This window comes from Acidovorax carolinensis (genome assembly GCF_002157145.1).
Lineage (GTDB): Bacteria > Pseudomonadota > Gammaproteobacteria > Burkholderiales > Burkholderiaceae_C > Acidovorax > Acidovorax carolinensis.
Genome location: NZ_CP021361.1, coordinates 1,884,954 through 1,910,000 on the forward strand (window position 1 = coordinate 1,884,954; position 25,047 = coordinate 1,910,000).

General features: G+C 64.5%; 17 protein-coding genes and 5 pseudogenes (1 of these 22 cut by a window edge). 15 read left to right on the top strand and 7 right to left on the bottom strand.

Annotated elements, in window-relative coordinates; all coding sequences use genetic code 11:
- The first annotated feature begins 68 nt into the window (after positions 1-68).
- Positions 69-1,310 (top strand): cystathionine gamma-synthase family protein, encoded by a 1,242-nt coding sequence (locus tag CBP34_RS08815; RefSeq protein ID WP_086927153.1) that lies wholly within the window; start codon positions 69-71, stop codon positions 1,308-1,310.
- A gap of 76 nt (positions 1,311-1,386) precedes the next feature.
- Here the strand turns inward: CBP34_RS08815 and CBP34_RS08820 are convergent, their stop codons facing one another.
- Complete coding sequence (locus CBP34_RS08820; RefSeq protein ID WP_094097805.1) at positions 1,387-2,616, bottom strand: nucleoside recognition domain-containing protein; 1,230 nt, start codon at positions 2,614-2,616, stop codon at positions 1,387-1,389.
- A 291-nt stretch (positions 2,617-2,907) separates the two neighbouring features.
- Between CBP34_RS08820 and CBP34_RS08825 the strand changes: the two genes are divergently transcribed.
- The 6 genes and pseudogenes from CBP34_RS08825 to CBP34_RS08850 all read left to right on the top strand — a co-directional run bounded on the left by CBP34_RS08825 (position 2,908) and on the right by CBP34_RS08850 (position 8,176).
- A complete protein-coding gene (locus CBP34_RS08825; protein WP_086912288.1) occupies positions 2,908-3,621 on the top strand; it encodes a YebC/PmpR family DNA-binding transcriptional regulator in 714 nt (237 codons plus the stop codon).
- Between the two features lie 61 nt (positions 3,622-3,682).
- Positions 3,683-3,967 carry a DnaJ domain-containing protein gene (locus tag CBP34_RS08830; protein WP_094097806.1) on the top strand — a complete coding sequence of 95 codons (285 nt, stop codon included), beginning with the start codon at positions 3,683-3,685 and terminating at the stop codon, positions 3,965-3,967.
- Positions 3,964-4,532, top strand: a pseudogene (locus tag CBP34_RS08835) (hypothetical protein). The gene CBP34_RS08830 and the pseudogene CBP34_RS08835 overlap by 4 nt, the downstream one beginning before the upstream one ends.
- 21 nt (positions 4,533-4,553) lie before the next feature.
- Positions 4,554-5,303, top strand: a complete 750-nt coding sequence (locus CBP34_RS08840) for a hypothetical protein (protein ID WP_086912291.1) — start codon at positions 4,554-4,556, stop codon at positions 5,301-5,303.
- Between the two features lie 169 nt (positions 5,304-5,472).
- Positions 5,473-6,764 (top strand): annotated as a pseudogene (locus CBP34_RS08845) (hypothetical protein).
- A 239-nt stretch (positions 6,765-7,003) separates the two neighbouring features.
- Positions 7,004-8,176, top strand: a complete 1,173-nt coding sequence (locus CBP34_RS08850; RefSeq protein ID WP_094097807.1) for a GGDEF domain-containing protein — start codon at positions 7,004-7,006, stop codon at positions 8,174-8,176.
- A 213-nt stretch (positions 8,177-8,389) separates the two neighbouring features.
- Here CBP34_RS08850 and CBP34_RS08855 read toward each other — a convergent pair.
- Both CBP34_RS08855 and CBP34_RS08860 read right to left on the bottom strand, forming a co-directional pair.
- A pseudogene (locus tag CBP34_RS08855) lies at positions 8,390-9,663 on the bottom strand (amidohydrolase family protein).
- 80 nt (positions 9,664-9,743) lie between these two features.
- Positions 9,744-12,047 carry a TonB-dependent hemoglobin/transferrin/lactoferrin family receptor gene (locus CBP34_RS08860; protein WP_094097808.1) on the bottom strand — a complete coding sequence of 768 codons (2,304 nt, stop codon included), beginning with the start codon at positions 12,045-12,047 and terminating at the stop codon, positions 9,744-9,746.
- 215 nt (positions 12,048-12,262) lie between these two features.
- On the opposite strand from CBP34_RS08860, the gene CBP34_RS08865 reads away from it, so the two are divergent.
- Complete coding sequence (locus tag CBP34_RS08865) at positions 12,263-13,996, top strand: nitrite reductase (RefSeq protein WP_086912295.1); 1,734 nt, start codon at positions 12,263-12,265, stop codon at positions 13,994-13,996.
- Between the two features lie 131 nt (positions 13,997-14,127).
- Here the strand turns inward: CBP34_RS08865 and upp are convergent, their stop codons facing one another.
- The 4 genes from upp to CBP34_RS08885 all read right to left on the bottom strand — a co-directional run bounded on the left by upp (position 14,128) and on the right by CBP34_RS08885 (position 18,526).
- Positions 14,128-14,757, bottom strand: a complete 630-nt coding sequence (gene upp / locus CBP34_RS08870; protein ID WP_086912296.1) for a uracil phosphoribosyltransferase — start codon at positions 14,755-14,757, stop codon at positions 14,128-14,130.
- A gap of 50 nt (positions 14,758-14,807) precedes the next feature.
- On the bottom strand, positions 14,808-15,794 hold the full coding sequence (locus CBP34_RS08875) for a threo-3-hydroxy-L-aspartate ammonia-lyase (protein WP_086914058.1): 987 nt from the start codon (positions 15,792-15,794) through the stop codon (positions 14,808-14,810).
- Between the two features lie 210 nt (positions 15,795-16,004).
- On the bottom strand, positions 16,005-16,847 hold the full coding sequence (locus CBP34_RS08880) for an enoyl-CoA hydratase-related protein (protein ID WP_094097809.1): 843 nt from the start codon (positions 16,845-16,847) through the stop codon (positions 16,005-16,007).
- Positions 16,848-17,008: 161 nt separating this feature from the next.
- A complete protein-coding gene (locus tag CBP34_RS08885; RefSeq protein WP_094097810.1) occupies positions 17,009-18,526 on the bottom strand; it encodes a helicase HerA-like C-terminal domain-containing protein in 1,518 nt (505 codons plus the stop codon).
- Between the two features lie 79 nt (positions 18,527-18,605).
- Between CBP34_RS08885 and CBP34_RS08890 the strand changes: the two are divergent.
- From CBP34_RS08890 to rng, 7 genes and pseudogenes are all read left to right on the top strand, one after another.
- A pseudogene (locus tag CBP34_RS08890) lies at positions 18,606-19,324 on the top strand (YebC/PmpR family DNA-binding transcriptional regulator).
- Between the two features lie 99 nt (positions 19,325-19,423).
- A complete protein-coding gene (gene purD, locus CBP34_RS08895; RefSeq protein ID WP_086912300.1) occupies positions 19,424-20,704 on the top strand; it encodes a phosphoribosylamine--glycine ligase in 1,281 nt (426 codons plus the stop codon).
- Positions 20,704-21,674, top strand: a pseudogene (gene hemF / locus CBP34_RS08900) (oxygen-dependent coproporphyrinogen oxidase). The gene purD and the pseudogene hemF overlap by 1 nt, the downstream one beginning before the upstream one ends.
- A gap of 184 nt (positions 21,675-21,858) precedes the next feature.
- Positions 21,859-22,737 carry a ribosome silencing factor gene (gene rsfS, locus CBP34_RS08905; protein WP_094097811.1) on the top strand — a complete coding sequence of 293 codons (879 nt, stop codon included), beginning with the start codon at positions 21,859-21,861 and terminating at the stop codon, positions 22,735-22,737.
- Between the two features lie 53 nt (positions 22,738-22,790).
- Positions 22,791-23,270 carry a 23S rRNA (pseudouridine(1915)-N(3))-methyltransferase RlmH gene (gene rlmH / locus CBP34_RS08910; RefSeq protein WP_086912303.1) on the top strand — a complete coding sequence of 160 codons (480 nt, stop codon included), beginning with the start codon at positions 22,791-22,793 and terminating at the stop codon, positions 23,268-23,270.
- A gap of 94 nt (positions 23,271-23,364) precedes the next feature.
- Complete coding sequence (locus CBP34_RS08915; protein ID WP_094097812.1) at positions 23,365-23,979, top strand: Maf family protein; 615 nt, start codon at positions 23,365-23,367, stop codon at positions 23,977-23,979.
- A 33-nt stretch (positions 23,980-24,012) separates the two neighbouring features.
- Positions 24,013-25,047, top strand: the 5' portion of a protein-coding gene (rng, locus tag CBP34_RS08920) for a ribonuclease G (protein ID WP_086912305.1). The gene runs 453 nt beyond the window's last position; the window shows 1,035 of its 1,488 coding nt (coding positions 1-1,035); the start codon lies at positions 24,013-24,015; the stop codon falls past the right edge of the window.

Genomic DNA, 25,047 nt, shown 5'->3' on the forward strand with positions numbered 1-25,047 from the left:
GCATCAGGGCGCGCCAGTAATGATCGCCCCGTCTTGTAAGTAGCCCCGCAGAAACAGCGCAGATTTTTATGACGACACCGCAGAACCACAGTTTCACCACCCAGATCGTGCACGCCGACCGCCTGGGCGGCACCGAGCAAGGGGCCATCCACCAGCCTATTCACACCTCGGTGCAGTACGGCTACGAGAAGGTCGAGGACCTGATCGCCGTCTTTCAGGGCACGGCCAAGGGCGGCTTCAACTACGCGCGCCAGGGCACGCCCACCACGGCGGCGCTGGAGGCCAAGATCACGCAGATGGAGCGCGGGCATGGCTCCATCGTGTTCTCCACCGGGATGGCGGGCATCTGCGCGGTGTTCCTCACGCTGCTCAAGGCGGGCGACCATCTGGTGGCCAGCCAGTTCGTGTTTGGCAACACCAACAGCGTGTTCGGCACGTTGGCCGACCTGGGCATTGAAGTGACCACGGTGGACGTGACCGATGCGGCCAACGTGGCTGCCGCGCTGCGCCCCAACACCCGCATGGTGTTTGTCGAAACCATCGCCAACCCCGGCACCCAGATGCCCGACCTGGAAGGCATTGGCACGCTGTGCAAGGAGCGCGGGCTGCTCTACGTGGTGGACAACACGGTGGCCTCGCCCTACCTGTTTCGCCCGGGCACGGTGGGGGCGGGGCTGGTGATCAACTCCCTCACCAAGAGCATCGGCGGCCAGGGCGACGCGCTGGGCGGCGCCGTCACCGACACCGGCGTTTTCGACTGGAGCGCTTACCCCAACATCTTCCCGGCCTACCGCAAGGGCGATGCCAAGGGCTGGGGCCTGCAGCAGGTGCGCAAGAAGGGCCTGCGCGACATGGGCGGCACCTTGTCGTCCCACGCTGCGCACCAGATTGCGCTGGGCGCCGAAACGCTGGCACTGCGCATGGACCGCACCAGCGCCACTGCGCTGGCACTGGCCCGCTGGCTGGAGCAGCACCCTGCCGTGGCGCGCGTGCATTACCCGCTGCTGGAGTCGCACCCACAGCATGCGCAGGCCAAAAAGCACCTCAAGGCGGGTTCGTGGCTGCTGTCGTTTGAACTGCGCGACCCGGCGCAATGCCTGCCGCTGTGCAATCGTCTGCAACTGCCCATCAAGGCCACGGGCCTGGCCGATACGCGCACGCTCATCATCCCGGTGGCGCACACCATCTTCTGGGAAGCGGGGCCTGAGGTGCGGGCCAACATGGGCATTGGCGACAGCATGATCCGCCTGTCGGTCGGCCTGGAGGAATTGCCGGACCTGCTGGCCGACTTTGAACAGGCGTTGGCCTGAAAGCAGGCAGCTTGCTCTTTAATTGATAGCTGCTTGCGCTTTATCCATAAGCGTTAGACGCCATTTTGCTCGTTTTTTAGCCAAAAAAACGGTAGCACACCACAATGGCCGCCACCACACCGGACAGCTCCGCCAGCAGCGCGCAGGCCACCGCATGGCGAGCGCGCTGGATGCCCACGGCGCCAAAGTACACCGCCAGCACATAAAACGTGGTTTCGGTGCTGCCCTGGATGGTGGCGGCCACCAGCGCGGCGAAGCTGTCCACGCCCTGGCTCTGCATGGTTTCGATCAGCATGGCGCGCGCCGCGCTGCCCGAAAACGGCTTGACCAGCGCCGTGGGCAGGGCATCCACAAAGCGCGCGTCCATGCCCAGCACCTGCACGCACCAGCGGATGGCGCCCAGCACATAGCCCAAGGCGCCCGAGGCGCGGAACACCCCCACGGCGCACAGCATGGCCACCAGGTAGGGCAGCAGGCCCTTGGCCACATCAAAGCCCTCGCGGGCGCCTTCGATGAAGGCCTCATAGACGGCCACCTTGCGCCAGGCGCCCACCACCACGAACAGCAGCACCAGTGCAAACAGCGTCAGGTTGCCCAACAGCGACGACAGCTGGGCCAGCGCCGCCGCGCTCAATGTGGCCAGCAGCGCCATGAAGCCTGCCAACGCCAGCGCCACCGGCAAAAGGTAGGCCAACACCACCGGGCTGAAAAGGGGCAGCCGCTGCACCATCGCCACGCTGAGCAGCCCCACCAGCGTGGAGGCGGAAGTGGCCAGAAGAATGGGCAGGAACACCAGCGTCGGGTCGGGCGCGCCCTGTTGCATGCGGTACATGAAAATGGTCACCGGCAGCAGTGTGAGCGACGACGCGTTGAGCACCAGAAACAGGATCTGCGCGTTGGTGGCGGTGTCGGGCTGCGGGTTCAGTTCTTGCAGGGCACGCATGGCCTTCAGGCCCATGGGCGTGGCGGCGTTGTCCAGCCCCAGCGCGTTGGCGGCAAAGTTCAGCGTCATCAGGCCCAGGGCCGGGTGGCCGCGCGGCACGCCGGGCATCAGCCGCGCAAACAGCGGCGCCAGCCAGCGCGCCAGGGCGTTCACGATGCCGGCCTTTTCGGCAACGCGCAAAAAGCCCAGCCACAGCGTGAGCGTGCCAAACAGCAGCACCATCACTTCGACGGAAAGCTTGGCCATGGCAAACAGGGCCTCGACCATGGCCGCGAAGATCTGGGCGTTGCCGCCGATCAGCCATTGGGCCAGCGCGGCAATGGCCGCGGTGACAAAAAAACCCAGCCAGAGGGTGTTGAGCAAGGGAAAAACTCCGTTTGGTTCGCGGTGCGCCACTTTTCGCCAGTGGGCCGCAGCAGTCTTCTACGCCGTGCCGGTCTGGGGGGGGCGGTAAATCTGGTACCGGAGAGATTAACCCGCATTGTTGCGCGCAGCCACGCAAAAAGGCAGGGCGAATCGCCGGGTGGTAACCTACAGGGTTCGGTTGCGCGCCCCGTTTTCGCTGGAAAACTCCGCGCGCATTCGCCCCCCAGACAAAAATCAGGCGCCAGTGAACCCGTTCATGGAGCGCCACAACACCAAGGAAAATCAGCCATGGGCGCCCAGTGGAAAGCAAAAGGTAAGGCACAAGTCGCAGACGCCAGAGGCAAGCTGTTCGGCAAGCTGGCCAAGGAAATCATGGTGGCGGCGCGCGGCGGTGCCGACCCGGCGGGCAATTCGCGCCTGCGCCTCGTGGTCGAGCAGGCACGCAAGGTCTCGATGCCCAAGGACACGCTGGAGCGTGCCATCAAGAAGGGCGCTGGCATCGGCGATGAGGCTGTGCAATTCGAGCGTGTGATTTACGAGGGCTTTGCGCCCCACCAGGTGGCCGTGATGGTCGAATGCCTGACCGACAACGTCAACCGCACCGCACCCGAGATGCGCGTGCTGTTCCGCAAGGGCCAGTTGGGCACCTCGGGATCGGTGGCCTGGGACTTCAACCATGTGGGCATGATCGAAGCCGAGCCATCCACCCCCGGCGCCGACCCGGAGCTGGCCGCCATCGAAGCCGGCGCGCAAGATTTTGAAGCCGGCGACGAAGAGGGCACCATCACGTTCTGGACCGACCCCACTGACCTGGACCTGGTCAGCCGTGCGCTGCCGGCGCAGGGCTTTACCGTGCTGTCGGCCAAGCTGGGCTACAAGCCCAAGAACCCGGTGAATCCCGCCAATTTGACGGCAGAGCAGCTCGAAGAAGTCGAAAGCTTTCTGGCCGCCATTGACGCCAACGACGACGTGCAGAACGTCTATGTGAGCCTGGGCAGTTGATGATCGTCCTGGTGCAGGCCGTCACCCCGGCCAGAGCTGTGCATTTATCCACCACCATTGCATGACCGCTGACCATTACGCAGCCCTCGGACTGAGCGCCAACGCGTCGCTGTCCGATATCAAGAAAGCCTTTCGCCAGAAAGCGTCGTTCTATCACCCGGACAAGAACGATGCGCCCGACGCAGCGCAGCGCTTTCAGGCCGTGCAAAAGGCCTATGAAGTGCTGTCTGACGACGGGGCCCGCCAGGCCTACGACGACAACCGCCGCCGCAACCTGCTGGACGACCCGCTGCAGACCGCCCAAGAGATCTGGCAAACCTATTTCAAGAGCATTCTTCCTTCGTGAAACTTTCCCCTTACTTTTATGACCTGCGTTCGGCCTACCAGGCCGAGCTCGATGACCTGGTTTCGGACTCGGAGGGCAAGGATGTGCTGCGCAAGCGGCTGGCAGAAAAGCGCTCTGAAATCGGTTTTCTCGTGAAAATGATGGAACTGGCCCCGGAAATGGTGGCAGTGGTCTTTCACCAGGGCTTCCGTTTTGCCAAGCCTTCGGTGATGGAGCACTTGCTCGGTCAGGGCCTCGACAACCTGCCCGATTGGGGCACGCTGACGGGCGCTGTCTCGCTGGAACCCTGGGCCGCCAGCCTGGCTCAAACCGTGCTGCGCGAGCCCGGTGGGCCCGCCTTCATGGTGGTGGCGGCGGGGCTGGAGTATCTGCACCAGCATGCGCGCCTGGCCCGGCACCCGCGCAGGGCGATGCCGAGCCGGATTCTGACGAAGAGGCCGCCGAGCACGACGATGACTACAACGCCCTGAGCGCCGACGATGCCGCCGACCCGCACAACAGCCGCACCCGCGACGAGGCCAGCTCCAACTGGCTGGCCGAGGCCGGCTTTGACCGCAAAGACTGACAAGACCGAGATTTCCCGCACATGAACCACCTGGCTCTCATCACCAAAACCACCAGCCTGATTGCCGCCGGCGACATCGTGGGCGCCGAATCGGCGCTGGCCGACCTGGCCGACACCGAAGGCGACAACGCCCTGATGGTCGTGCTGGACCAGCTGGCACCCAAAGACGTGCTGGCCGTGATGCGCGAGTACGACGACTCCAAGGCGTCCGTCGTCAACCTGCTGGTCACACCCGAGCAGTTTGCGCGGGCCATGGTGCTCGAAAAGCAATACAAGGACCTGACCCACACGCACCTGCGCAACATGGTCAATGCCGTCATTTTTCGGGACGATGCCGACCCGGTGGAGTTCTTGACCGCGATTGGCGACCTGGAAGGCGGCAGCGAGGCCCTGGCCAACTACTTTGCCGAGAAGTGGAGCCGCATCGAAGCCTTTGCCCGCACCGGCACCTTCGACGCCACCGAAGACTACGGCCCCACCTTGAGCGATGACGAGCTGCTGGCGTCCGGCTACGTGCAGCCCCGCATCGACCAGGACGAAGTGGCCGACCGCGACTGGATGCAACTGGCCTGGCTGCTGCGCTATGAATGCCGCGACCTCTTCATTGAAACCCTGCTGGTGCTGCGTGCCAAGGCGCGTGCCCACGACATGGGCCTGGAAGAGGGTGACGAGCCGGCCGAGGAAGACGACGGCAAGTTTGAAACCAGTGATACCGATCGCGGCAAGGCCACCCCGGCGGCCCGCGCATCCGACGAAGAATCCGCGATTTAGATGACAACCCCCTGTGGCGCTTCGCGCCTTCCCCCTTCTCTCGAATTGCTGCGCAATTGGGGAAGGGGGACACCGCCAGCGCGGCGGGGCGGCCCTTGCGCGGCGGTCCTGGCTTGGGCCGCGCCAGTTGCAAGGCCCGAGAGCAGCGCATAGCGCGATGGATACCAACATGACCGTGCCCGATACGACTTCCCTTGATGCCCAACCGGTGGCAGTCGCCAACGCACTGCAGCTGCACGACGCCCGCCCGTTTTTTGAAAAAGCCCTGGTGTACGGCGTGCAGCACGGCATTCTGGATGCAGCCCGGCTGGCCGCCATCTGCGCCGACGCCCCCAAGGGCATGGTGCAGATCGCCCGCTACTTTGGCAGCGAGTTCCTGCGGCCCGAGCTCGAAAAAGCCCGAGACCGCATGGTCAACCTCATCAGCCTGTATTTGCTGGACACCACGGGCGGCGATGTGGCCAAGGCCGCCGTCTCGCTGCGCGACCATTCGTTCCTGTCGCGCTCCAAGGGCGGCTCCGACATGCTCAGACGCCTGATCGCCATGCCCGAGAGCAGCAACTTTGGCATGGCCGGCTATGACGATGCCCAAACGCCGCTGCTGGCGGTGTGGTCGCTGCGCAGCTACACCGATTACCAGGCCGAACTGGCCCGCCGCAGCGAGATTGCCCGGGCCATCCGCGCCGCGCAGTGGCTGGCCGAGCAATACGACCTCGACACCGACGAGCTTGAAGCCGGCGGTGCCGATGCCGAGGCCGTCATCCGCACCGGCCTCCTGATGCAGGCCCTGGCGCCCCGGGCCATGCATCTGGGCGAGTGGCCCAACACAGTGGCCCTGGAGAAGCTGGTGACGGCGCTGCGCAAGAAAAAGCTGGCGGCGCCCACGCAGCTGCCGCTGCCCGCTGGCGTGCCCGCAGAACTGCGCGCAGTGATGCAAGCGCAGTGCGCCAGCGTGCTGGCCGACCTGCCCAAGCTGTTGGACGCCGCCAACCCGCTGCGCAACCTGCTGCGTCCGACCGGTGCCTTCCGCGCCCGCTACTTCTTGCTGGACGACCCGCTGGCCGAGGTGGACCATTACCACCGCAGCCTCGATGCGATCGAAGAGGGCGGCGAGCCCCCCGGCCCGCCAGCAAGACATGGACCCGGACGACCCAGGGCAACGAAGACGAGCACTCGCTGCTCACGCTGTTCCTGTGCCTGGCCGCAGGCGCACCCAAGAAGACCCTGCTGACGGAAAAAGCCGCCGCCAGCCTTGTGCGCAAGATCCGCAAGAGCGGCCTGCAGCCCGAACTGGCCACCGCGTTCATCCGCAGCCATGCGCCGGGCGCCTACCAGTCGGACTACATCGGCATGTGGAACAGCTTTGTGCAGGAATCGGGCAAGACGCTGGGCAGCGACATGGATTACCAGATGCACGACGCGCTGGCCTTGCTGCGCCGCGAGTGCCATGTGGTGGGGTGATCGTGTGATGGGGGTGTTGCGGAGTCGATCTGCTGCAGAACATCTGCTAGACACCCGCTGTTCGCCTGGACGTCTGCACTGCTTCGGCATGTATTGACATGACATCGCCTGGGTTCGAGTCTGAGGGTATGGTTACAATTGCATACCGCTTTGGGGGCATGTCTGTACCGCAGGCCCGCAACGGACGGTAAACCCGTCACGTTGTCAAGTTTGCAGCCCCCAGCCCAACACCATCCTTCGTGCACAGTCCCACGCTCGTCATCCTCGCTGGCATCCTGGCCGCGCTGGTCACCACAGTGTTTTATGCCGTGTGGTATTTCAACAAGGGCATTCCTGGCTTGCGGCTATGGACGCTTTCGTTTTTTTGTGCCTCGGTTTTTTGCGCCAGTCTGCTAATGCGCGATCACGTGCCGGAAGTGCTGTTGGTGATGCTGACGCAGGCGTCCATTGCCATGGTGGCCTACTTCTGCTTTCTGGGCAGCCGTGCCTACATGGGGCGAGCATCTGTGCCGCACGGGTATGCGGCATTGGCCATTGCGGCCGTCATGGCAGCGGCTGCATATTTCACGGTGGTACAGCCGCAAATGGGTATCCGGTTTGCATTGGCTGGCTCGGTTTCTGGGGTGTGCTTTTTGTTGACCGCCCACACGCTTGCACGCGGCGGTTTTCGGAATGTGCCCGCGCGCTATTTGTTTGCTATCGTAGCGAGCCTGCATGGGCTTTTCCTGCTGTTGCGGCCGCTGCTGTTCAAGCTGGCCGCCCCCGATGCGGGGAACGGTGCTGATGCCGGCATGGTGGCACTGCTGTCGCAGTTTGTGGTGCTGGAGGCCACTTTGTCTCTGGTGCTGATGGCGTTTGGCGCGCTGATGCTGACCAATGAATACATCACCCGAGAGTTGCGCCACCTGGCCGAGGTGGACCCGCTCACCGACGTATTCAACCGGCGGGCGTTCCTCACCCTGCTGGAAAAAGCCATCAGCAGTGCGGACCGCACGCAGTCCGGTCTTTCCGTGCTGGCGATTGATCTGGACCATTTCAAGAAGGTCAACGACACCTGGGGGCACAAAGGCGGCGACGATGTGCTGCGCCATTTTGTCGGCCTGGCTACGAGTTGCCTGCGCAATGAGGACGTCATGGGGCGGATGGGCGGCGAGGAGTTTGCGATTTTTCTGCCCAACGCCAGCAGCGAGGGCACTCGTGCCATCGCCGAGCGGTTGCGCGCCATGGTGGCCAGCCAGCCCGTGGCAACGGACCGTGGCCCCATTGGCTTGACGGTGAGCATCGGGGCCACGCAGTACCTGCCTGGCGATTCGTCAGACGCCCTGTTGCAGCGCGCCGACGAGGCCATGTACCTTGCCAAGGAGCACGGCAGAAACCGGGTCGAAGCGCTGGCCCTTTCACGGCCTTCGTGAGCCGGACATTGCGGGTTGGACAACTGTCCTGTGCGTGATGCAGGGCGCTTTGCGCCGGATGCGGCAGTCGGGTTGCGGGGCGCGAACTGTGTCGGTTGATTTGCTATTTTATTAATAGCATGTAGCGCTTTTTCTGTAAGCGCCAGAGGCCATTTTGGTTAATATTCTGATCCATTGCGGTGGCAACCAGCGACGGTGGGCTGTAGCGTTGAACTACCGTGCCAGAAAGTCGGCGCTGTCCGGTCTGCCTGGCAGCGCGAGGGCAGCCACGGGGGCGGGGCTGCTCGCCACCTTTTTGCCGCGCCGGTAGACGGCCAGGCGGGTGGCGCGCAGGCGGATCGCCTCCACGGGGTCGCGCGCATGCAGCAGCACGAAGTCGGCGTGGCTCCCTGTCGCCAGCCCGTAGCCTTCCAGCCCCAGCAACCTGGCAGGGTGGGTGGTGACGGCATCAAAACACTGGTGCATGGCGGCCTGGCTGGTCATCTGCCCAACATGCAGGCCCATGTGGGCGGCCTCCAGCATGTCGGCGCTGCCGCCGCTGTACCAGGGGTCCAGCACGCAATCATGGCCAAACACCACCGTGAGGCCCGCGGCCAGCAGTTCGGGCACGCGCGTCATGCCACGGCGTTTGGGGTAGGTGTCGTGGCGGCCCTGCAGCGTGATGTTGATGAGCGGGTTGGCCACTACGCCCAGGTCGGCCTCGGCCATCAGCGCGATGAGCTTGCTCACGTAATAGTTGTCCATGCTGTGCATGGAGGTCAGGTGCGAGCCCGTGACCCGGCCCTGCAGCCCCAGGCGCTGGGTCTCATACGCCAGCGTCTCCACATGGCGTGAATGCGGGTCGTCCGATTCGTCGCAGTGCATGTCCACGCGCTTTCCCTGGCTTGCAGCCAGCTCGCACAACAGTTTCACGCTGTCGGTGCCCTGGGCGTAAGTGCGTTCAAAGTGGGGAATGCCGCCCACCACATCCACGCCCAGGTCCAGTGCGCGTTGGAGGTTGTCCAGACCGCCGGGGGCGCGCAGCACGCCGTCTTGCGGGAAGGCCACCAGTTGCAGGTCGAGGTAAGGCGCCACGCGCTTTTCACGTCGAGCAATGCCTGCACCGGTAGCAGACTGGGGTGGCTGGTGTCCACATGCGAGCGGATGGCCAGCAGCCCGCGCGCCACGGCCCAGTCGCAGTAGCGCAGCGCGCGCTCCACGATGGCATCGTGCCTGAGCTGGGGCTTGAGCTCGCCCCACAGCGCAATGCCTTCGAGCAAGGTGCCGCTTTCGTTTACCCGGGGCTGGCCATAGCTCAGTGTGGAATCCATGTGGAAATGCGCATCGACAAATGGCGGGCTCAGCAGCAGGCCGCCCGCATCCACCGTTTCATGGGCCGCGGCCTGCAGGCCTTCGGTGACTTCCGCAATGCGGCCATCCTGCACGGCGACAGACATGCGCTTGCGGCCATCGGGCAGGGTGGCGTTGGTAATCAGGAGGTCCAGCATGGGTGGTTGTGTGTCGTGATGGTCGGTAGTGCCGGGGCTGCAGCGCCACCGTGTGCGGGCTCTCCAGGTGGTGGGCTGGCTCAGAAGTCCATGACCAGCGCTGCGTGAAGGCTGCGCCCAGGCTGGGTGTAGGCGTCGTTCACGGTGCTGGCGGCGGCCAGGCCGTACACGTCGGGCCAGAGCCAGTATTTGCGGTTGGTGAGGTTGTGCACGGCAACGTTCAGCCGCAGGTCCTTGCGCAGGCGCCACTGGGCCGACAGGTCGAGCGTGGTGGCCTGTCCGATGGTAAATTGCGTATTGGGTGCCTTGACGGCCGACGCGCTGTCGATGTCGCTGGCTTTCTTTGCGCCGTGGTGGCGCAGGTCGGCGCGCAGGCCCCAGGCGGCGGTGTCGTACAGCACACCCAGGCTCAGTTGCTGGGGGTCGATGGAGTTCAGCGGGGCACCTGTGGCGCGGTTCACGCCCTTGGCGCGCCCCCAGCTGAAGGGTGTGCTGATGCGTCCGCCCGCCATCGGGCCCCAGTCGTAGATGCCTTTCACCTCGATGCCCGTGATGCGCGCCCGCTCGGTGTTGAGGGTCTGGAACACGCGCGGGTCTGCGGCCGTGCCCGTGCCGCGAATGAGCACGGTGTCCAGGATGAGGTTGGAGTAGTGGTTGGCAAAGACCGCCGCATCCAGCTTCAGGCGGTCGAACCGGCCCCGCACCCCCAATTCCACGCCCCGGCTTTTTTCGGGCTGGAGGTCGGGGTTGGGAATGATGGTGACGTGCTCGGCAGCGTTTTCATAATAGCCATTGATCTGCGCGGCATCCGGCGCGCGGAACCCGGCCGCATACTGGCCGAACACGCTCCACTGCGTGGTGGCGCGGTACAGCACCCCCAACTTGGGCGACAGCGCCGAGCCCGAGAGCGACTGGCCCGGTTGGGCGGCGGGCGGAAAAAAGCCGTTCTGGCTGGTCACATCGAGCGCAAAGTGATCCCACCGCAGCCCGGGTGTGATGCTCCATTGGTCGATGACGGATTCCGCCTGGGCATACACCGCGCTGCTGGTCTCGCGGGTGTCCGGAAAGCGCTTGAGTGGAAACACCTCGGGCGGCAGGGGGGCCAGGCCGGTGTAGACGTTGCTGATCTCGCTGCGGATATGGTCGATGCCATAGGTGAGCTTGTGCGCCCAGCCGCCGGGTGTGCGCAGGGTTTTTTCGGCCTGCAGGCCTGCCTGCCAGGTGTGCTCGGTGTAGGAGTTGTCGCGCACGCGCAAGGGCAGGGTGTTGCGCACGCTGGTGCCTAACTGGCGGGAGCTGGCGTGCTGCACGGCCAGCACCGTCTGAAACTGGTCGGCCCAGCTGGCACCCAGGGTGTAGCGGCCATCCCAGGTGAAACGGCTGCGTTCCATGGTGCGGCCCATGTTTTCATCCATCACGGCGCCGGCGATGGTGGCGGCGCTGCCCGTCAGCGGCAGGGGCGCGCGGCTTGACAGCAGGTTCACGTCCGCCTGCTTTTCGACATGTTCCAGGGTGAGCACATGGCGCTGTGCCGCGGAGGGGCGCACCACCACCTTGGCCAGCACGGCGTTGTCTTCGTTGTGCTGCGGATTGGGCGTGGTGCGGCTGGTGTCTGAGGTGTCGCGGGTGCCCATGTTGTCCATGGCGTGCGAGCGGCGTGCGTTGGCGGTCACGAGCCATTGCACGGTGTCGCTGGCCGTCCCCGCCACCGTGGCGGCCAGCGCGCGGCCGTTGTCATCGCCGCTCCAGCTGGTGGAGATGCGTCCGCCCAACTGCCTGGGCGGGGTGCCCGGGGCGCTGGCCAGAAAATCGGCCGGCTCGTGGGTGATGAAGTTGACCAGACCGGCCATGCCGTCTGAGCCATACAGCGCCGATGCGGGCCCGCGCACGACCTCGATGCGCTTGAGCAGCTCCATGGACAGGTATTCGCGATCAAACGTGGTGGTGCGAAAGGCGTAGCTGCGCGGCACGCGGATGCCATCGACCAGCATCAGCACGCGGTTGCCGCCCAGGCCGCGGATGTTCAGGCCCACATTGCCGTCGCGGCCGGTGCCCACCGTGTTGGCGCCTCCCACGGTGGTGCGCGGCAAAGGGTGCTTGACGGAGGTGTTGGGCAGGTCGCGCAAGGCCTCGCGGACGTCGCGGGCTTGCTGGTCGCTCAGTGCGCGGGCGTCAATCACATCAATCGACAAGGGCAGTTCGTCGCTGAGCTGTTCGCTGCGCGATCCGCTGACCACCACCTCGGCCATTGCCGGAACGGCCTGCGCGTAGGCCCCAGCAGTGGGCAGGCAGGCCACCAAGGTGAGCAAAGTGATGGCGTTGAGGGAACCCAGGGGGTGGCGCTGGCGCGAAACAGGGTGTGGGCCGTGGCGTTGCAATTGCATATAAGTGTTGGTTTACGGTAGCCGTTGTGGGATTATTGGTGGGCTTTCGGGGCATTGATACATGTTGAATGAATTATTGATGCGTATCAAAGTGACCTCGGGGTACCCGTCAAAGAATTGCCATCAAGTCTGCCGAAACAATATTGTCGCGGCCCTCGGCGGGCGGTCCTGAAGGATGGAATGAGCGCATGGGCTGCGAATCAAAAGGAGTTCCCATGACAACCCGAAAGCTGGCGCGCCTTGCGGCCCTGGCACTGTCCACTCTGGCGCTGGCCGCTGCGGCGCAACACAAGGAGGGTGCTTCGGCCCCCGAGGTGAATTACCAGGCAGGTACCTCACCGCTGGCCGATGTGCCCATGTACCAAAGCGCGAACCCCAAAGCGCCCAAGATGACGCAGGCCGAGTTCGACCGGGCCCGCCAGACGTACTTTGAGCGGTGCGCAGGGTGCCACGGCGTGCTGCGCAAGGGCGCCACGGGCAAGCCGCTGACGCCCGACATCACGCTGGCCAAGGGCACGGATTATCTGAAGGTGTTCATCGCCTACGGTTCGCCCGCCGGCATGCCCAACTGGCAGACCTCGGGTGAAATGACCGAGGCCGATGTGGACCTGATGGCCCGCTTCATCCAGCAAGATCCGCCCCAGCCGCCCGAGTGGGGCATGGCGGACATGAAGAAGACCTGGAAGATTGTGGTGGAGCCCAAAGACCGGCCCACCCGGAAGATGAACAACTACAACATCGCCAACATCTTCTCCACCACGCTGCGTGATACCGGCGAAGTGGCGCTGATCGATGGTGACACCAAGCAGATCATCAACATCGTCAAGACCGGCTATGCGGTGCACATCACGCGCACTTCCGCATCCGGCCGCTACCTGTTCGTGATCGGTCGCGACGGCCGCATCAACATGATCGACCTGTGGATGCCCAAGCCCGACAACGTGGCTGAAATCCGCATGGGCCTGGAAGCGCGCTCGGTGGACACCTCCAAGTACAAGGGCAAGGAGGGCGACTTCACCGACAAGCTGGCCATTGCCGGCGCTTACTGGCCTCCCCAGTTCGTCATCATGGATGGCAACACCCTGGAGCCACTGAAGATCGTCTCTACCCGTGGCGTGACGGTGGATACGCAGGATTACCACCCCGAGCCGCGTGTGGCGTCCATCGTAGCCTCGCACTTCAAGCCGGAATTCATCGTCAACGTCAAGGAAACCGGCAAGACGCTGATGGTCGATTACTCCGACATCAACGCACTCAAGGTCACCGAACTGGGTTCAGCGCGCTACCTGCATGATGGTGGCTGGGACTCGACCAAGCGCTACTTCATGGTGGCTGCCAACAACAGCAACAAGGTGGGCGTGATTGACGCCAAGGAAGGCAAGATGGAGGCCATCGTCGATGTGGGCAAGATTCCCCACCCCGGCCGTGGCGCCAACTTCGTCCATCCGAAGTTCGGCCCCGTCTGGTCTACCGGCCACCTGGGTGACGACACCATCTCGCTGATCGGCACCGATCCCAAGAAGCACAAGCAATACGCGTTCAAGGAAGTTGCCAAGCTCAAGGGCCCTGGTGGCGGCGCGCTGTTCATCAAGAGCCACCCCAAGTCCACGCACCTGTATTCGGATGCCCCGCTGAACCCTGATCCCAAGATCTCGCAGTCCGTCGTGGTGTATGACATCAAGAACCTGGACAAGGGTTACACCGTGCTGCCGATTGCCGAATGGGCCGGTCTGCCGGACGATGGCGGTGCCAAGCGCGTCGTTCAGCCCGAGTTCAACAAGGCGGGCGACGAGGTGTGGTTCTCCGTGTGGTCTGCCAAAGACAAGGCTTCGGCACTGGTCGTCGTGGACGACAAGACGCTCAAGCTCAAGGCCGTGATCAAGGACCCCCGCATCATCACCCCCACGGGCCACTTCAACGTCAACAACACGCAGCACGACGTGTATTGAGGTGAAAGCGCCGCCGCTGAGCCCCTGGGCTTTGCGGCGGTGACCCAAGCAAAAGCCGCCGCAGGAGTGATCCCGCCGGCGGCTTTCTTTATCCCGGAACAGCAGTTGACCGCTGTTTGCCGGTGGTTGGCTTACTTGGTGCCAAAGATGCGGTCGCCCGCGTCGCCCAGGCCCGGCAGGATGTAGCCATGGTCGCTCAGTTCGCGGTCGATGGCGGCGGTGAAGATCTGCACGTCGGGGTGGGCTTTTTGCAGCGTGGCAATGCCCTCGGGCGCGGCCAGCAGGCACACGAACTTGATCGAGCGGGGGTTGAGCTTCTTGAGGCGCTCCACCGCAGCGGCGGCCGAGTTGCCGGTGGCCAGCATGGGATCGACCACGATGATGTCGCGCTCGTCCATCTCGGAGGGCATCTTGAAGTAGTACTCCACGGGCTGCAGCGTGGCCGGGTCGCGGTACAGGCCGATGTGGCCAACGCGGGCGCCAGGCACCACGTTGAGCATGCCGTCCAGAAAGCCGTTGCCCGCGCGCAGGATGGACACCAGCACCAGCTTCTTGCCATCGATGACCTTGCCGGTCATGGTTTCAAGTGGGGTTTCGATCTGCACGTCCTGCAGGGGCATGTCACGCGTGACTTCATAGGCCATCAGCGTGGAGAGCTCGCCCAGCAGTCGGCGAAAGCTGTTGGTGCTGGCTTCCTTCTTGCGCATCAGCGTGAGCTTGTGCTGGACAAGGGGGTGGGTGATGACGGTGACGTTGCTCATGGGAAAAAAAGGCCTTTTTTATGGTTTTGGTGCGGATCGGTAAAACAGGCTCAGTCTGCCAGAAAGCGCGAATAGCGGGCCATATCCACATTGCCGCCGCTGATGAGAATGCCCACACGGGCGCCCCGCACATCGACGCTGCCATGCTCTGCGCCCGCAAAGGCCAGGGCGCCTGTGGGTTCGACCACGATCTTCATGCGCTCGGCAAAAAAGCGCAGGGCTTGCACCAGCTGTTCGTCGGTGGCGGTGACCATGTCGTCGGCCAGGCGCTGGATGATCGGGAAGGTGAGCTGCCCCAGCGCCTGTGTTTGCGCGCCGTCGGCAATGGTGTGCGGCGTGGGGATCTGCACGATGTGCCCCGCGCGAAAAGACTGCTGCCCATCGTTGCCCGCCTCGGGCTCTACGCCCACCACGCGGCAGTGCGGGGCCAGCGCCTCGGCGGCCAGAAGGCTGCCGGCCAGCAGGCCGCCACCGCCCACGCAGACGAAGAGGTAGTCGAGGTTGGGCACTTCTTCCAGCAGCTCCTTGGCCGCAGTGCCTTGCCCGGCGATGACGTGCGGGTGGTCAAACGGCGGCACCAGCGTCATGCCGCGCTCTTGCGCCAGGCGCCGGCTGATGGCCTCGCGGTCTTCGGTGTAACGGTTGTAGGTGACGACCTGCGCGCCATATTCGCGCGTGGCCGCCATTTTGCTGGCGGGTGCGTCTTCGGGCATGACGATAACGACGGGCATGTCCAGCAGCCGGGCCGACAGCGCAATGGCCTGGGCGTGGTTGCCGGCCGAGAACGCCAGCACACCACCCTTGCGCTGCTCGTCGGTGAACTGGGCGAGGGTATTGAAGGCGCCGCGGAACTTGAAGGCGCCAGTGCGCTGCAGGTTCTCGCACTTGAAGAACAGCTGTGCACCCAGCCGCTCGTCGGCGGTGGTGGAGCGCAGCACGGGCGTGCGGTGCGCCATGCCGTGCAGGCGATGGGCGGCATCGGCCACATCGGCATACGTTGGCACGAAACTGGGCACGGAAAAGGGTGTCTGGGTCATGTCGGCATCCTTGGGCTGGCGGGACGCCAGGGAGCGGCAGCCACGCTGGCGCATCATAGCCCGTTGCCGTGCACTTTCAAGCATAAATGCCTGCCAGCGCTTATCCAGTAAGCGCTGGCAGCTATGGATTTTGATGAATCCGGGGTTGCCGCGCCGGCATGCCGCGCGGGGGCGCCGCGTGGATGCATTCCGTCTGGGGCTGGCTGGGGCTCAGCCCTGTTCGCTGAAACGCTTCAACGCTGCCAGAGCCGGGAACTCGCCCGCGCGCTTTTGCTTCATGGCCGTGACCGATTCGCGCACATGCTGGTTGCTCCAGATGGCGCCTTGCAGCCAGCCCATCTGGCGCAGGCTATCGTCCACCGAGTGGTCGCGGGCGTAGTTCACCGCCTGCTTGGTGCCCCAGATGGCGACGGGTGGCTTGCTGGCGATCTCTTGCGCGCATTGCAGGGCGGCGGCCAACATGGCCTCTTGCGAGTCGAACACTTCGTTGACCAGGCCGTAGCCCAGCGCCTTGGCGGCGCTCAGGCGGCGGCCGGTGTAGGCCAGCTCCTTGACGACGCCCAGGGGTATCAGCTTGGGCAGGCGCTGCAGCGTGCCCACATCGGCCACCATGCCGATGTTGATTTCCTGGATGCAGAAAAACGCGTCTTGCGTGGCATACCGAATGCAGGCGGCCGCCACCATGTCCACCGCGCCGCCAATGCAGCCGCCCTGGATGGCCATGATGACGGGGATGCGCAGGGTCTCGATGCGGGTGAAGGTGGCCTGCATGTCGGTGAGCAGGTCGAAGATGGCGGCGCGGCCCTCGGGGCTCTGGTCGTCCATGGTGATGGCGCCGCCAAAGGTTTCGAGCGCCATGCCCGCACTGAAGTGTTTGCCGGTGCTGCTGATGACCAGCGCCCGCGCTTCGCCCGCCTGGTGCAGTCGGGCCAGCACCGTGTCCAGCTCGCGCCAGAACGTGGGGTGCATGGTGTTCATGGCCTCGGGCCGGTTCAGCGCCAGGTGGGCTACGTGGTCGGTGATGCTGAGGGAAAAGCAGGTGAGGGTGTTCATGGACGTGGAATGTAGGCCTGGTCCAGTGCCGTGCATCGTCGCACAGGCGACTTTGAATGAAATATGCCGCTAGCGCTTGTGTATCAAGCGCAAGCAGCTATAAATTCAGGAGTTATGCCGGTGCGGAGCGTGCCGCGCAACGCCCCGGACCACCCGCAGGTTCAACGCCGCTTGCTGCCGCCGAAGATGCCGCCCAGCACGCCGCGCAAAATTTCCCTGCCCAGCGACGTGCCCATGGTGCGCACGGCCGACTTGGCCATGGTCTGCGCCAGGCCGTCGCGCTTGCCGCCGCGCGGTCCGGTGCTGCCAAACAGCACGTCGTTGAGCCCGCCCATCAGGCCGCCGCCTTCGTCGGCGGGCGCACCGTTGGCGTTCTTGCCGTTGCCAACTTGCTCGCTCGCCTCGGTGGCACGCCCCTTGAGCTTTTCGTAGGCAGATTCGCGGTCCACGGTCTTTTCGTACACGCCGGCCACCAGCGAGCTGGCCATCAGCGCCTGGCGCTGCTGCGGCGTGATGGGGCCAAGCTGGCTGCCGGGTGGCAGCACAAACACGCGTTCGGTCACGCTGGGGCGGCCCTTGGCGTCGAGAAAGCTCACCAGCGCTTCCCCCACGGCCAGTTCGGTGATGGCGGTTTCAATATCCAGCCCCGGCTTCTGCCGCATGGTCGTGGCCGTGGCCTTCACGGCCTTCTGGTCGCGCGGGGTGAAGGCGCGCAGCGCGTGCTGCACGCGGTTGCCGAGCTGGGCCAGCACGCTGTCGGGGATGTCGAGCGGGTTCTGCGTGACGAAATACACGCCCACGCCCTTGGAGCGCACCAGGCGCACCACCAGTTCGATGCGCTCGACCAGCACCTTGGGTGCTTCGTTGAACAAGAGGTGGGCCTCGTCGAAGAAGAACACGAGTTTGGGCTGCTCCGGGTCGCCGATTTCGGGCAATTGCTCGAACAGTTCGGACAGCATCCACAGCAAAAAGGTGGCGTACAGGCGCGGCGAGTTCATGAGCTTGTCGGCCGCCAGGATGTTGACCACGCCATGGCCGTCCACCGTTTGCATGAAGTCCTGGATATTGAGCATGGGCTCGCCAAAGAACTGCGTGCCTCCCTGCTGCTCGATCTGCAGCAGCCCGCGCTGGATGGCGCCCACGCTGGCGGCGCTGACGTTGCCGTATTCGGTGGTGAACTCCTTGGCGTTGTCTCCCACGTACTGCAGCATGGCGCGCAGGTCTTTCAGGTCGAGCAGCAGCATGCCGTTGTCGTCGGCGATCTTGAACACCAGGTTGAGCACGCCCAGCTGGGTTTCGTTGAGGTTGAGCATGCGGCCCAGCAGCAGGGGGCCCATGTCCGACACCGTGGCGCGCACCGGGTGGCCCTGCTCGCCAAACACATCCCACAGCGTGGTGGGGCAGGCCAGGGGCGTGGGCAGGGGCAGTCCCCGGTCCTTGAGCACGGCGGCCAGTTTGTCGCCGATCTTGCCGGGCTGGCTGGCACCGGTGAGGTCGCCCTTCACGTCGGCCATGAACACCGGCACACCGATGCGCGAGAAATTCTCGGCCAGGGTCTGCAGCGTGACGGTCTTGCCGGTGCCGGTGGCGCCGGTGATCAGCCCGTGGCGGTTGGCCAGGCCCGGGAGCAGGTGGCATTCGATGGTGTCGTGCTTGGCAATCAGGAGGGGTTCGGCCATTTGGGGTTTCCTCGGGGATCGGTGGCGGGCAAAAGTAAAATCGTGGCCACTAGATTAAATCAATACAAAAGGACTTCCCGTGGCAGGACACAGTAAATGGGCGAATATCCAGCACCGCAAGGGGCGGCAGGATGAAAAACGCGGCAAGATCTGGACCCGCATCATTCGTGAAATCACTGTGGCAGCCCGCGCCGGTGGCGGCGACCTGTCGGCCAACCCCCGCCTGCGCCTGGCGGTGGACAAGGCCAAGGCGGCCAACATGCCCGCCGACCGCATCAAATACAACATCGACAAGGCCACGGGCAACGCCGAAGGCCTGACCTACGAAGAAATCCGCTACGAAGGTTACGGCATCGGCGGCGCGGCCATCATGATCGACACCATGACCGACAACCGTGTGCGCACCGTGGCCGAAGTGCGCCACGCCTTCAGCAAACATGGCGGCAACATGGGCACCGAAGGCTCGGTGGTGTTCCAGTTCAAGCACTGTGGCCAGCTGATTTTTGCCCCGGCACCAGTGAAGACAAGGTGATGGAGGTGGCGCTGGAGGCCGGCGCCGAAGACGTGCTGACCGACGACGACGGCGCGGTCGAGGTGCTCACCGCCCCGGCCGACTTCGAAGCCGTGAAGAACGCGCTGGAGGCCGCAGGCCTGACGGCCGAGGTGGCGGGCGTGACCATGCGGCCCGAAAACACCATCGAACTGACGGGCGACGATGCCGCCCGCATGCAAAAGCTGCTGGATGTGCTGGAAGACCTGGACGACACCCAGGAGGTCTATCACAACGCCGCGCTGTAGGCGCTTTTTTTCTTGCGCTGACCTGCTTTTCGACTGATATTTCCCCGAACCCCGGCATCCGGCCCAGCGCTGGGGCGCGGGTGTTCACCAAAGGTTCCTATGAAAGTACTTGTGATTGGTGGCGGCGGCCGTGAACACGCGATGGCGTGGAAACTGAGCCAGTCCCCCAAGGTGACCAAGGTGTACGTGGCGCCTGGCAATGGCGGCACGGCCCTGAATTCCAAGCTCGAAAACGTGGCCATTGCTGACGTGCGCGAGCTGCGCGCGTGGGCCCAGGCCGAGAAGATCGGCCTGACGGTGGTGGGCCCCGAGGCCCCGCTGGCTGCAGGCGTGGTCGATGAGTTCCGTGCCAACGGCCTGCGCATCTTCGGCCCCACCAAGGCTGCGGCGCAACTCGAAAGCTCCAAGGCGTTCTCCAAGGCCTTCATGCGCCGCCATGGCATCCCTACCGCCGATTACGACACCTTCACCGACCCGGTCGCCGCCCACGCCTTTGTGGACCGCCTGGGCGCGCCCATTGTCATCAAGGCCGACGGCCTGGCCGCTGGCAAGGGCGTTGTGGTTGCCATGACGCTGCAGGAAGCACACGATGCCGTGGATTTCATGCTGGTGGACAACAAATACGGCGTGACGCACAACGAAGGTGGCGCGCGCGTGGTGATCGAGCAGTTCCTTGAAGGCGAGGAAGCCTCCTTCATCGTGTTGTGCGACGGCAAGAACGTGCTGGCCCTGGCCACCAGCCAGGACCACAAGCGCCTGAAAGACGGCGACGAAGGCCCCAACACCGGCGGCATGGGCGCGTATTCGCCCGCGCCCGTGGTCACGGCCGATGTGCACGCCCGCGCCATGCGCGAGATCATCCTGCCCACCATCCGCGGCATGGAAAAGGACGGCATCCCGTACACGGGCTTTCTGTATGCGGGCCTGATGATCGACGCCAAGGGCCACCCCAAGACGCTTGAATTCAACTGCCGCATGGGCGACCCCGAAACGCAACCCATCCTGATGCGCCTCAAAAGCGACTTCTGCGATGTGATGGCCGCGGCCGCCGACGGCAAGCTCGACCAGATGGAGCTGCAGTGGGACCGCCGCACCGCGCTGGGCGTGGTGATGGCAGCCCATGGCTACCCCGAGAACCCCCGCAAGGGCGATGCCATCACCGGCCTGCCCGCTGAGGCAGACGATGCGGTGGTGTTCCACGCGGGCACGCAGCTCAAGGACGGCGTGGTCAGCGTGACCGGCGGCCGCGTGCTGTGCGTCACCGTGCTGGCCGACAGCGTCAAGCAAGCGCAGCAGCGCGCTTACGACGTGGCGCGGGGCATTCACTTTGACGGCGCCCAATACCGCCACGACATCGGCTTTCGCGCCCTCAAGAGCTGATGGCAGACACTCAGACCTTGAACGCCGCCGACACGGTGGCCCGTGTGCGTGCTTACCTGCAGGGACTGCAGTCACGCATTACCGATGCACTCGAAGCCGTCGAAGGCGAGGGTGGCGAACGCTTTCTGGCCGATGCCTGGAGCAAGCCGCCGGGCGAGCCGCTGCAGGGCGACGGCATCACCAAGATCATGGAAGGCGGCCGTGTGTTCGAGCGCGCGGGTTGCGGTTTCAGCCATGTGCGCGGCCCGCAACTGCCGCCTTCGGCCACGCAGCACCGGCCCGAGCTGGCGGGCGCGCCGTTCGAAGCCATGGGCGTGTCGCTGGTGTTCCACCCGCGCAACCCGTATGTGCCTACGGTGCACATGAATGTGCGCATGATCGCCGCCGGCCACCCCGGTCAGGCGCCCACCTGCTGGTTTGGCGGCGGCATGGACCTCACGCCGTACTACGGGTTTGAAGAAGACGCGGTGCACTTTCACCGCACCTGCCGCGATGCGCTCAGCGCCTTTGGCGATGACAAGTACCCGCGTTTCAAGCAGTGGTGCGATAAATACTTTTACCTCAAGCACCGCAGCGAGCAGCGCGGCGTGGGCGGCGTGTTCTATGACGACTTCTCGGAGCTGGGTTTTGAGCAAAGCCTGGCGATGACGAAATCGGTGGGCGATGCCTTTCTCAAGGCGTATCTGCCCATCGTAGAAAAACGCCAGAACCTGCCGTTTGGCGAGCGCGAGAGAGACTTTCAGCTCTACCGCCGGGGCCGCTATGTGGAGTTCAACCTGGTGTGGGACCGGGCACGCACTTTGGCCTGCAATCGGGCGGGCGCACCGAGTCCATCCTTCTGTCCATGCCGCCGCTGGTGTCGTGGTCGTACCAGCGCTCGGATGCCGCCGATTCGGCCGAAGCAGCGCTCACACAGCGCTTTTTGGTGCGGCGCGACTGGCTCACTGGCGGGGCTGGCGCCACCGCCTGAACGCCATGAAAAGCGCAAAAGCTATAATTTATATAGCTGCCCGCGCTTTTCACACCAGCGCAAGAGGCCAAAAACACGTCAAACTGACGCAGCGCCACCGCGCAACAACCAAGGCGCAGCCCGCTGGCTGTGCGCTGCGTTGCACGCTATATTGATCCCATTCTCTTTATATATTCACCGCCTGATGACCACCTCCACCAAATCGGAAACCGCCGCCAAAAAAGACGTCACCAAGCTCCAGCGCGCCATCGTCGATGGTCTGGAGGACGTCAAGGCGCAAGACATCCAGGTCTTCAACACCGAGCATCTCTCGCCGCTGTTTGAACGGGTGATCGTGGCATCGGGCACCTCCAACCGCCAGACCAAGGCCTTGGCCGCCAGCGTACGCGATGCGGTCAGAGAAGCCGGTTTTGTGAAGCCACGCATCGAAGGCGAAGAAAACGGCGAATGGATCATCGTGGACTGCGGCGCCGCCGTGGCACACATCATGCAGCCCGCCATCCGCCAGTACTACCGCCTGGAAGAGCTGTGGGGCGATACGCCTGTGCGCCTGAAGCTCGGCGCTGCCAAGCCTGTGTCCAGCGCAGCCACCGAATTGGCGGAGAAGAAGTCGGCGCAGAAGGCGGCCAAATCGGATGCGAAGTCCGCTGGCAAGGCACCCGCGAAAAAGGCAGCGGCCCCCACGGTAGCCGCCCGCTCGGGCAAGGCCACGGTCAAGGCCGTCGCCAAAACAGCTGCCAAGCCCGTAGCTGCTCCTGCAAAACCTGCAGGCAAGGCGACCGCAAAAGCACCAGTCAAAGCGGCTGCAAAGGCCCCGGCCAAAGCTCCTGCAAAGAGCAGCAGCACTGCCAAGGCCGCACCCGCCAAGGCTCCTGCAAAGTCATCAACGACTGCAGCCAGAAAGCCCGCAGCTACGAAGGCGCCTGTCAAGACCGTGGTGGTCAAGCCATCCGCCCCTCGCAGCAAGACCGCTGCCGCCGCCAAGACCGGCGCCAAGCCCACGGCGACACGCGGCGGCGCAGCCGCCAAGCCCGCAGCCAAGAGGGCCCCGGGCCGCAAGTGATTGGTGCCTCGGCCCTTCGACAAATCCTGCCCGCGCACTGCGCCTGAGTTGCGATGAAGCTGCTGATCGTGGCCGTGGGCCAGCGCGTGCCCGACTGGGCGCAGACGGCGTATGACGATTACGCCAAGCGGTTTCCGCCCGAGCTCAAGGTCGAGCTCAAGGCCGTCAAGACCGAACCGCGCGGCTCCAAGACCCTGGAGACGCTCTACGCCGCCGAGCGCGAGCGCATCGAAGCGGCGATATCGTCAGGTGCATCGCGTGGCACGCGCGTGGTGGCACTGGACGAACGTGGCACCAACCTGACCACCAAGGCCCTGGCCGAGCGCCTGAAAGGCTGGCAACTGGGCGGCGACGATGTGGCACTGGTCATCGGTGGCCCGGACGGGCTGGACCCGGCCTTTCGCCAGGGTGCACATGAACGCATCCGCCTGTCGGACCTGACCTTGCCCCACGCCATGGTGCGCGTGCTGCTCATCGAGCAGCTGTACCGCGCCTGGTCGGTAAACGCCGGGCACCCGTACCACCGCGAATGAGATCGGGATCAGGTACGCATGGATTACTCTGTTTTTTATAGCTGCTAACGCTTGATGGATAAGCGTTAGAGCCGATTTTAATCAAAATCAGTTCATGCCGGACCTCATCTACCTTGCATCCCAAAGCCCACGCCGGCGCCAACTGCTCGAGCAGCTTGGCGTGCGCCACGAACTGCTGTTGCCCAACGTAGACGGTGACGAGGCCGAAGACGCCGAGGCCATCGAGGTGGTGCTGCCCGGCGAAGCGCCCACAGCCTATGTGGAGCGCGTGACCGGCCTCAAGCTCGACGCCGCCGTGGCCCGGCGCGCGCGCCGGGGCTTGCCCGATGCGGCCATCCTCTGTTCCGACACCACGGTGGCGATGGGTCGCACGATCTACGGCAAACCCGACGACGCGCCACATGCCGCGCGCATGCTGGCCGAGCTGGCCGGCCATGAGCACCGCGTGCTCACCGCCGTGGCGCTGCAGGTGGGCCCGAAGCGCTTGAGCGCATTGTCGGTGTCGCGCGTCACCTTTGCCGCCATGACGCCTGCTCAGATCGACGCCTATGTCGCCACGGGCGAGCCGCTGGGCAAGGCCGGGGCGTATGGCATTCAGGGACGGGCGGCGGCGTATGTCGAGCACATGGCAGGCAGCTATTCGGGCATCATGGGGCTGCCGATGTACGAGACAGCACAACTGCTGCGTGCAGCGGGCTTCTACATATAACCACAACAACAGCTTCAACCGTTTCCAGACGCCATGCAACAAGACATTCTGATCAACTGGTCACCGCAGGAGACGCGCGTGGCCGTGGTGGAGCATGGCGCCGTACAGGAGCTGCACATCGAGCGCACGCTCGAGCGCGGTCTGGTGGGCAACGTTTACCTGGGCAAGGTGTCGCGCGTGCTGCCGGGCATGCAGTCGGCCTTCATCGATATCGGCCTGGAACGCGCGGCCTTTTTGCATGTGGCCGATGTCTGGCAGCGCCAGCCTGACGGCGAGCCACCCGCATTTGCGCGCAAGAACGAACCGCAGGTGCCGATTGAAAAGCAGGTGTTCGAAGGCCAGGCCCTGATGGTGCAGGTCATCAAGGACCCCATCGGTACCAAGGGTGCACGCCTGTCCACGCAGATCAGCATTGCAGGCCGCCTGCTCGTGTTCTTGCCGCAGGACGACCATGTGGGCGTGTCGCAGAAGATCCCCGGCGCCGAGCGCGATGCCCTGCGCGCTCGGCTGCAGGCGTTGGTGGGCGACAAGTCCACGGGTGGGGGCGGCGGTTTCATCCTTCGCACCAACGGTGAGGACTCTACCGACGCGGAGCTGGCCGAGGACATTGCCTACCTACGCAAGACCTGGGCGCGCATCAAGGAGGCCTCCCTCAAGCTGCCCGCCATGTCGTTGCTGCACCAGGACCTGGACCTGCTGCAGCGCGTGCTGCGCGATCTCGTGGGCGACCACACGCAGACCATTCGGCTGGATTCGATGGAGCAGTTCCAGCGCTTGCGGGCTTTTGGGCAGGAATTCATGCCCGCTGCTGCGGGCAAGCTGCAGCACTACAAGGGCGAGCGACCGATTTTTGACTTGTACTCCATCGACGAAGAAGTTGCCAAGGCCCTGGGCCGCCGGGTCGATCTGAAATCGGGCGGCTACCTCATCGTGGACCAGACCGAGGCGCTTACCACCATCGACGTGAATACGGGTGGCTACGTAGGCGCGCGCAATTTCGACGACACCATCTTCAAGACCAACCTGGAGGCGGCTCAGGCAATCGCCCGCCAGCTGCGCCTGCGCAAC

What these genes read in the sequence shown, in the direction of transcription:
- CBP34_RS08815 (WP_086927153.1), top strand. Translation starts at nt 69, where the DNA reads ATGACGACACCGCAGAACCACAGTTTCACCACCCAGATCGTGCACGCC.
- CBP34_RS08825 (WP_086912288.1), top strand. Translation starts at nt 2,908, where the DNA reads ATGGGCGCCCAGTGGAAAGCAAAAGGTAAGGCACAAGTCGCAGACGCC.
- CBP34_RS08830 (WP_094097806.1), top strand. Translation starts at nt 3,683, where the DNA reads ATGACCGCTGACCATTACGCAGCCCTCGGACTGAGCGCCAACGCGTCG.
- CBP34_RS08840 (WP_086912291.1), top strand. Translation starts at nt 4,554, where the DNA reads ATGAACCACCTGGCTCTCATCACCAAAACCACCAGCCTGATTGCCGCC.
- CBP34_RS08860 (WP_094097808.1), bottom strand. Translation starts at nt 12,047, where the DNA reads ATGCAATTGCAACGCCACGGCCCACACCCTGTTTCGCGCCAGCGCCAC.
- CBP34_RS08865 (WP_086912295.1), top strand. Translation starts at nt 12,263, where the DNA reads ATGACAACCCGAAAGCTGGCGCGCCTTGCGGCCCTGGCACTGTCCACT.
- upp (WP_086912296.1), bottom strand. Translation starts at nt 14,757, where the DNA reads ATGAGCAACGTCACCGTCATCACCCACCCCCTTGTCCAGCACAAGCTC.
- CBP34_RS08875 (WP_086914058.1), bottom strand. Translation starts at nt 15,794, where the DNA reads ATGACCCAGACACCCTTTTCCGTGCCCAGTTTCGTGCCAACGTATGCC.
- CBP34_RS08880 (WP_094097809.1), bottom strand. Translation starts at nt 16,847, where the DNA reads ATGAACACCCTCACCTGCTTTTCCCTCAGCATCACCGACCACGTAGCC.
- CBP34_RS08885 (WP_094097810.1), bottom strand. Translation starts at nt 18,526, where the DNA reads ATGGCCGAACCCCTCCTGATTGCCAAGCACGACACCATCGAATGCCAC.
- purD (WP_086912300.1), top strand. Translation starts at nt 19,424, where the DNA reads ATGAAAGTACTTGTGATTGGTGGCGGCGGCCGTGAACACGCGATGGCG.
- rsfS (WP_094097811.1), top strand. Translation starts at nt 21,859, where the DNA reads ATGACCACCTCCACCAAATCGGAAACCGCCGCCAAAAAAGACGTCACC.
- rlmH (WP_086912303.1), top strand. Translation starts at nt 22,791, where the DNA reads ATGAAGCTGCTGATCGTGGCCGTGGGCCAGCGCGTGCCCGACTGGGCG.
- CBP34_RS08915 (WP_094097812.1), top strand. Translation starts at nt 23,365, where the DNA reads ATGCCGGACCTCATCTACCTTGCATCCCAAAGCCCACGCCGGCGCCAA.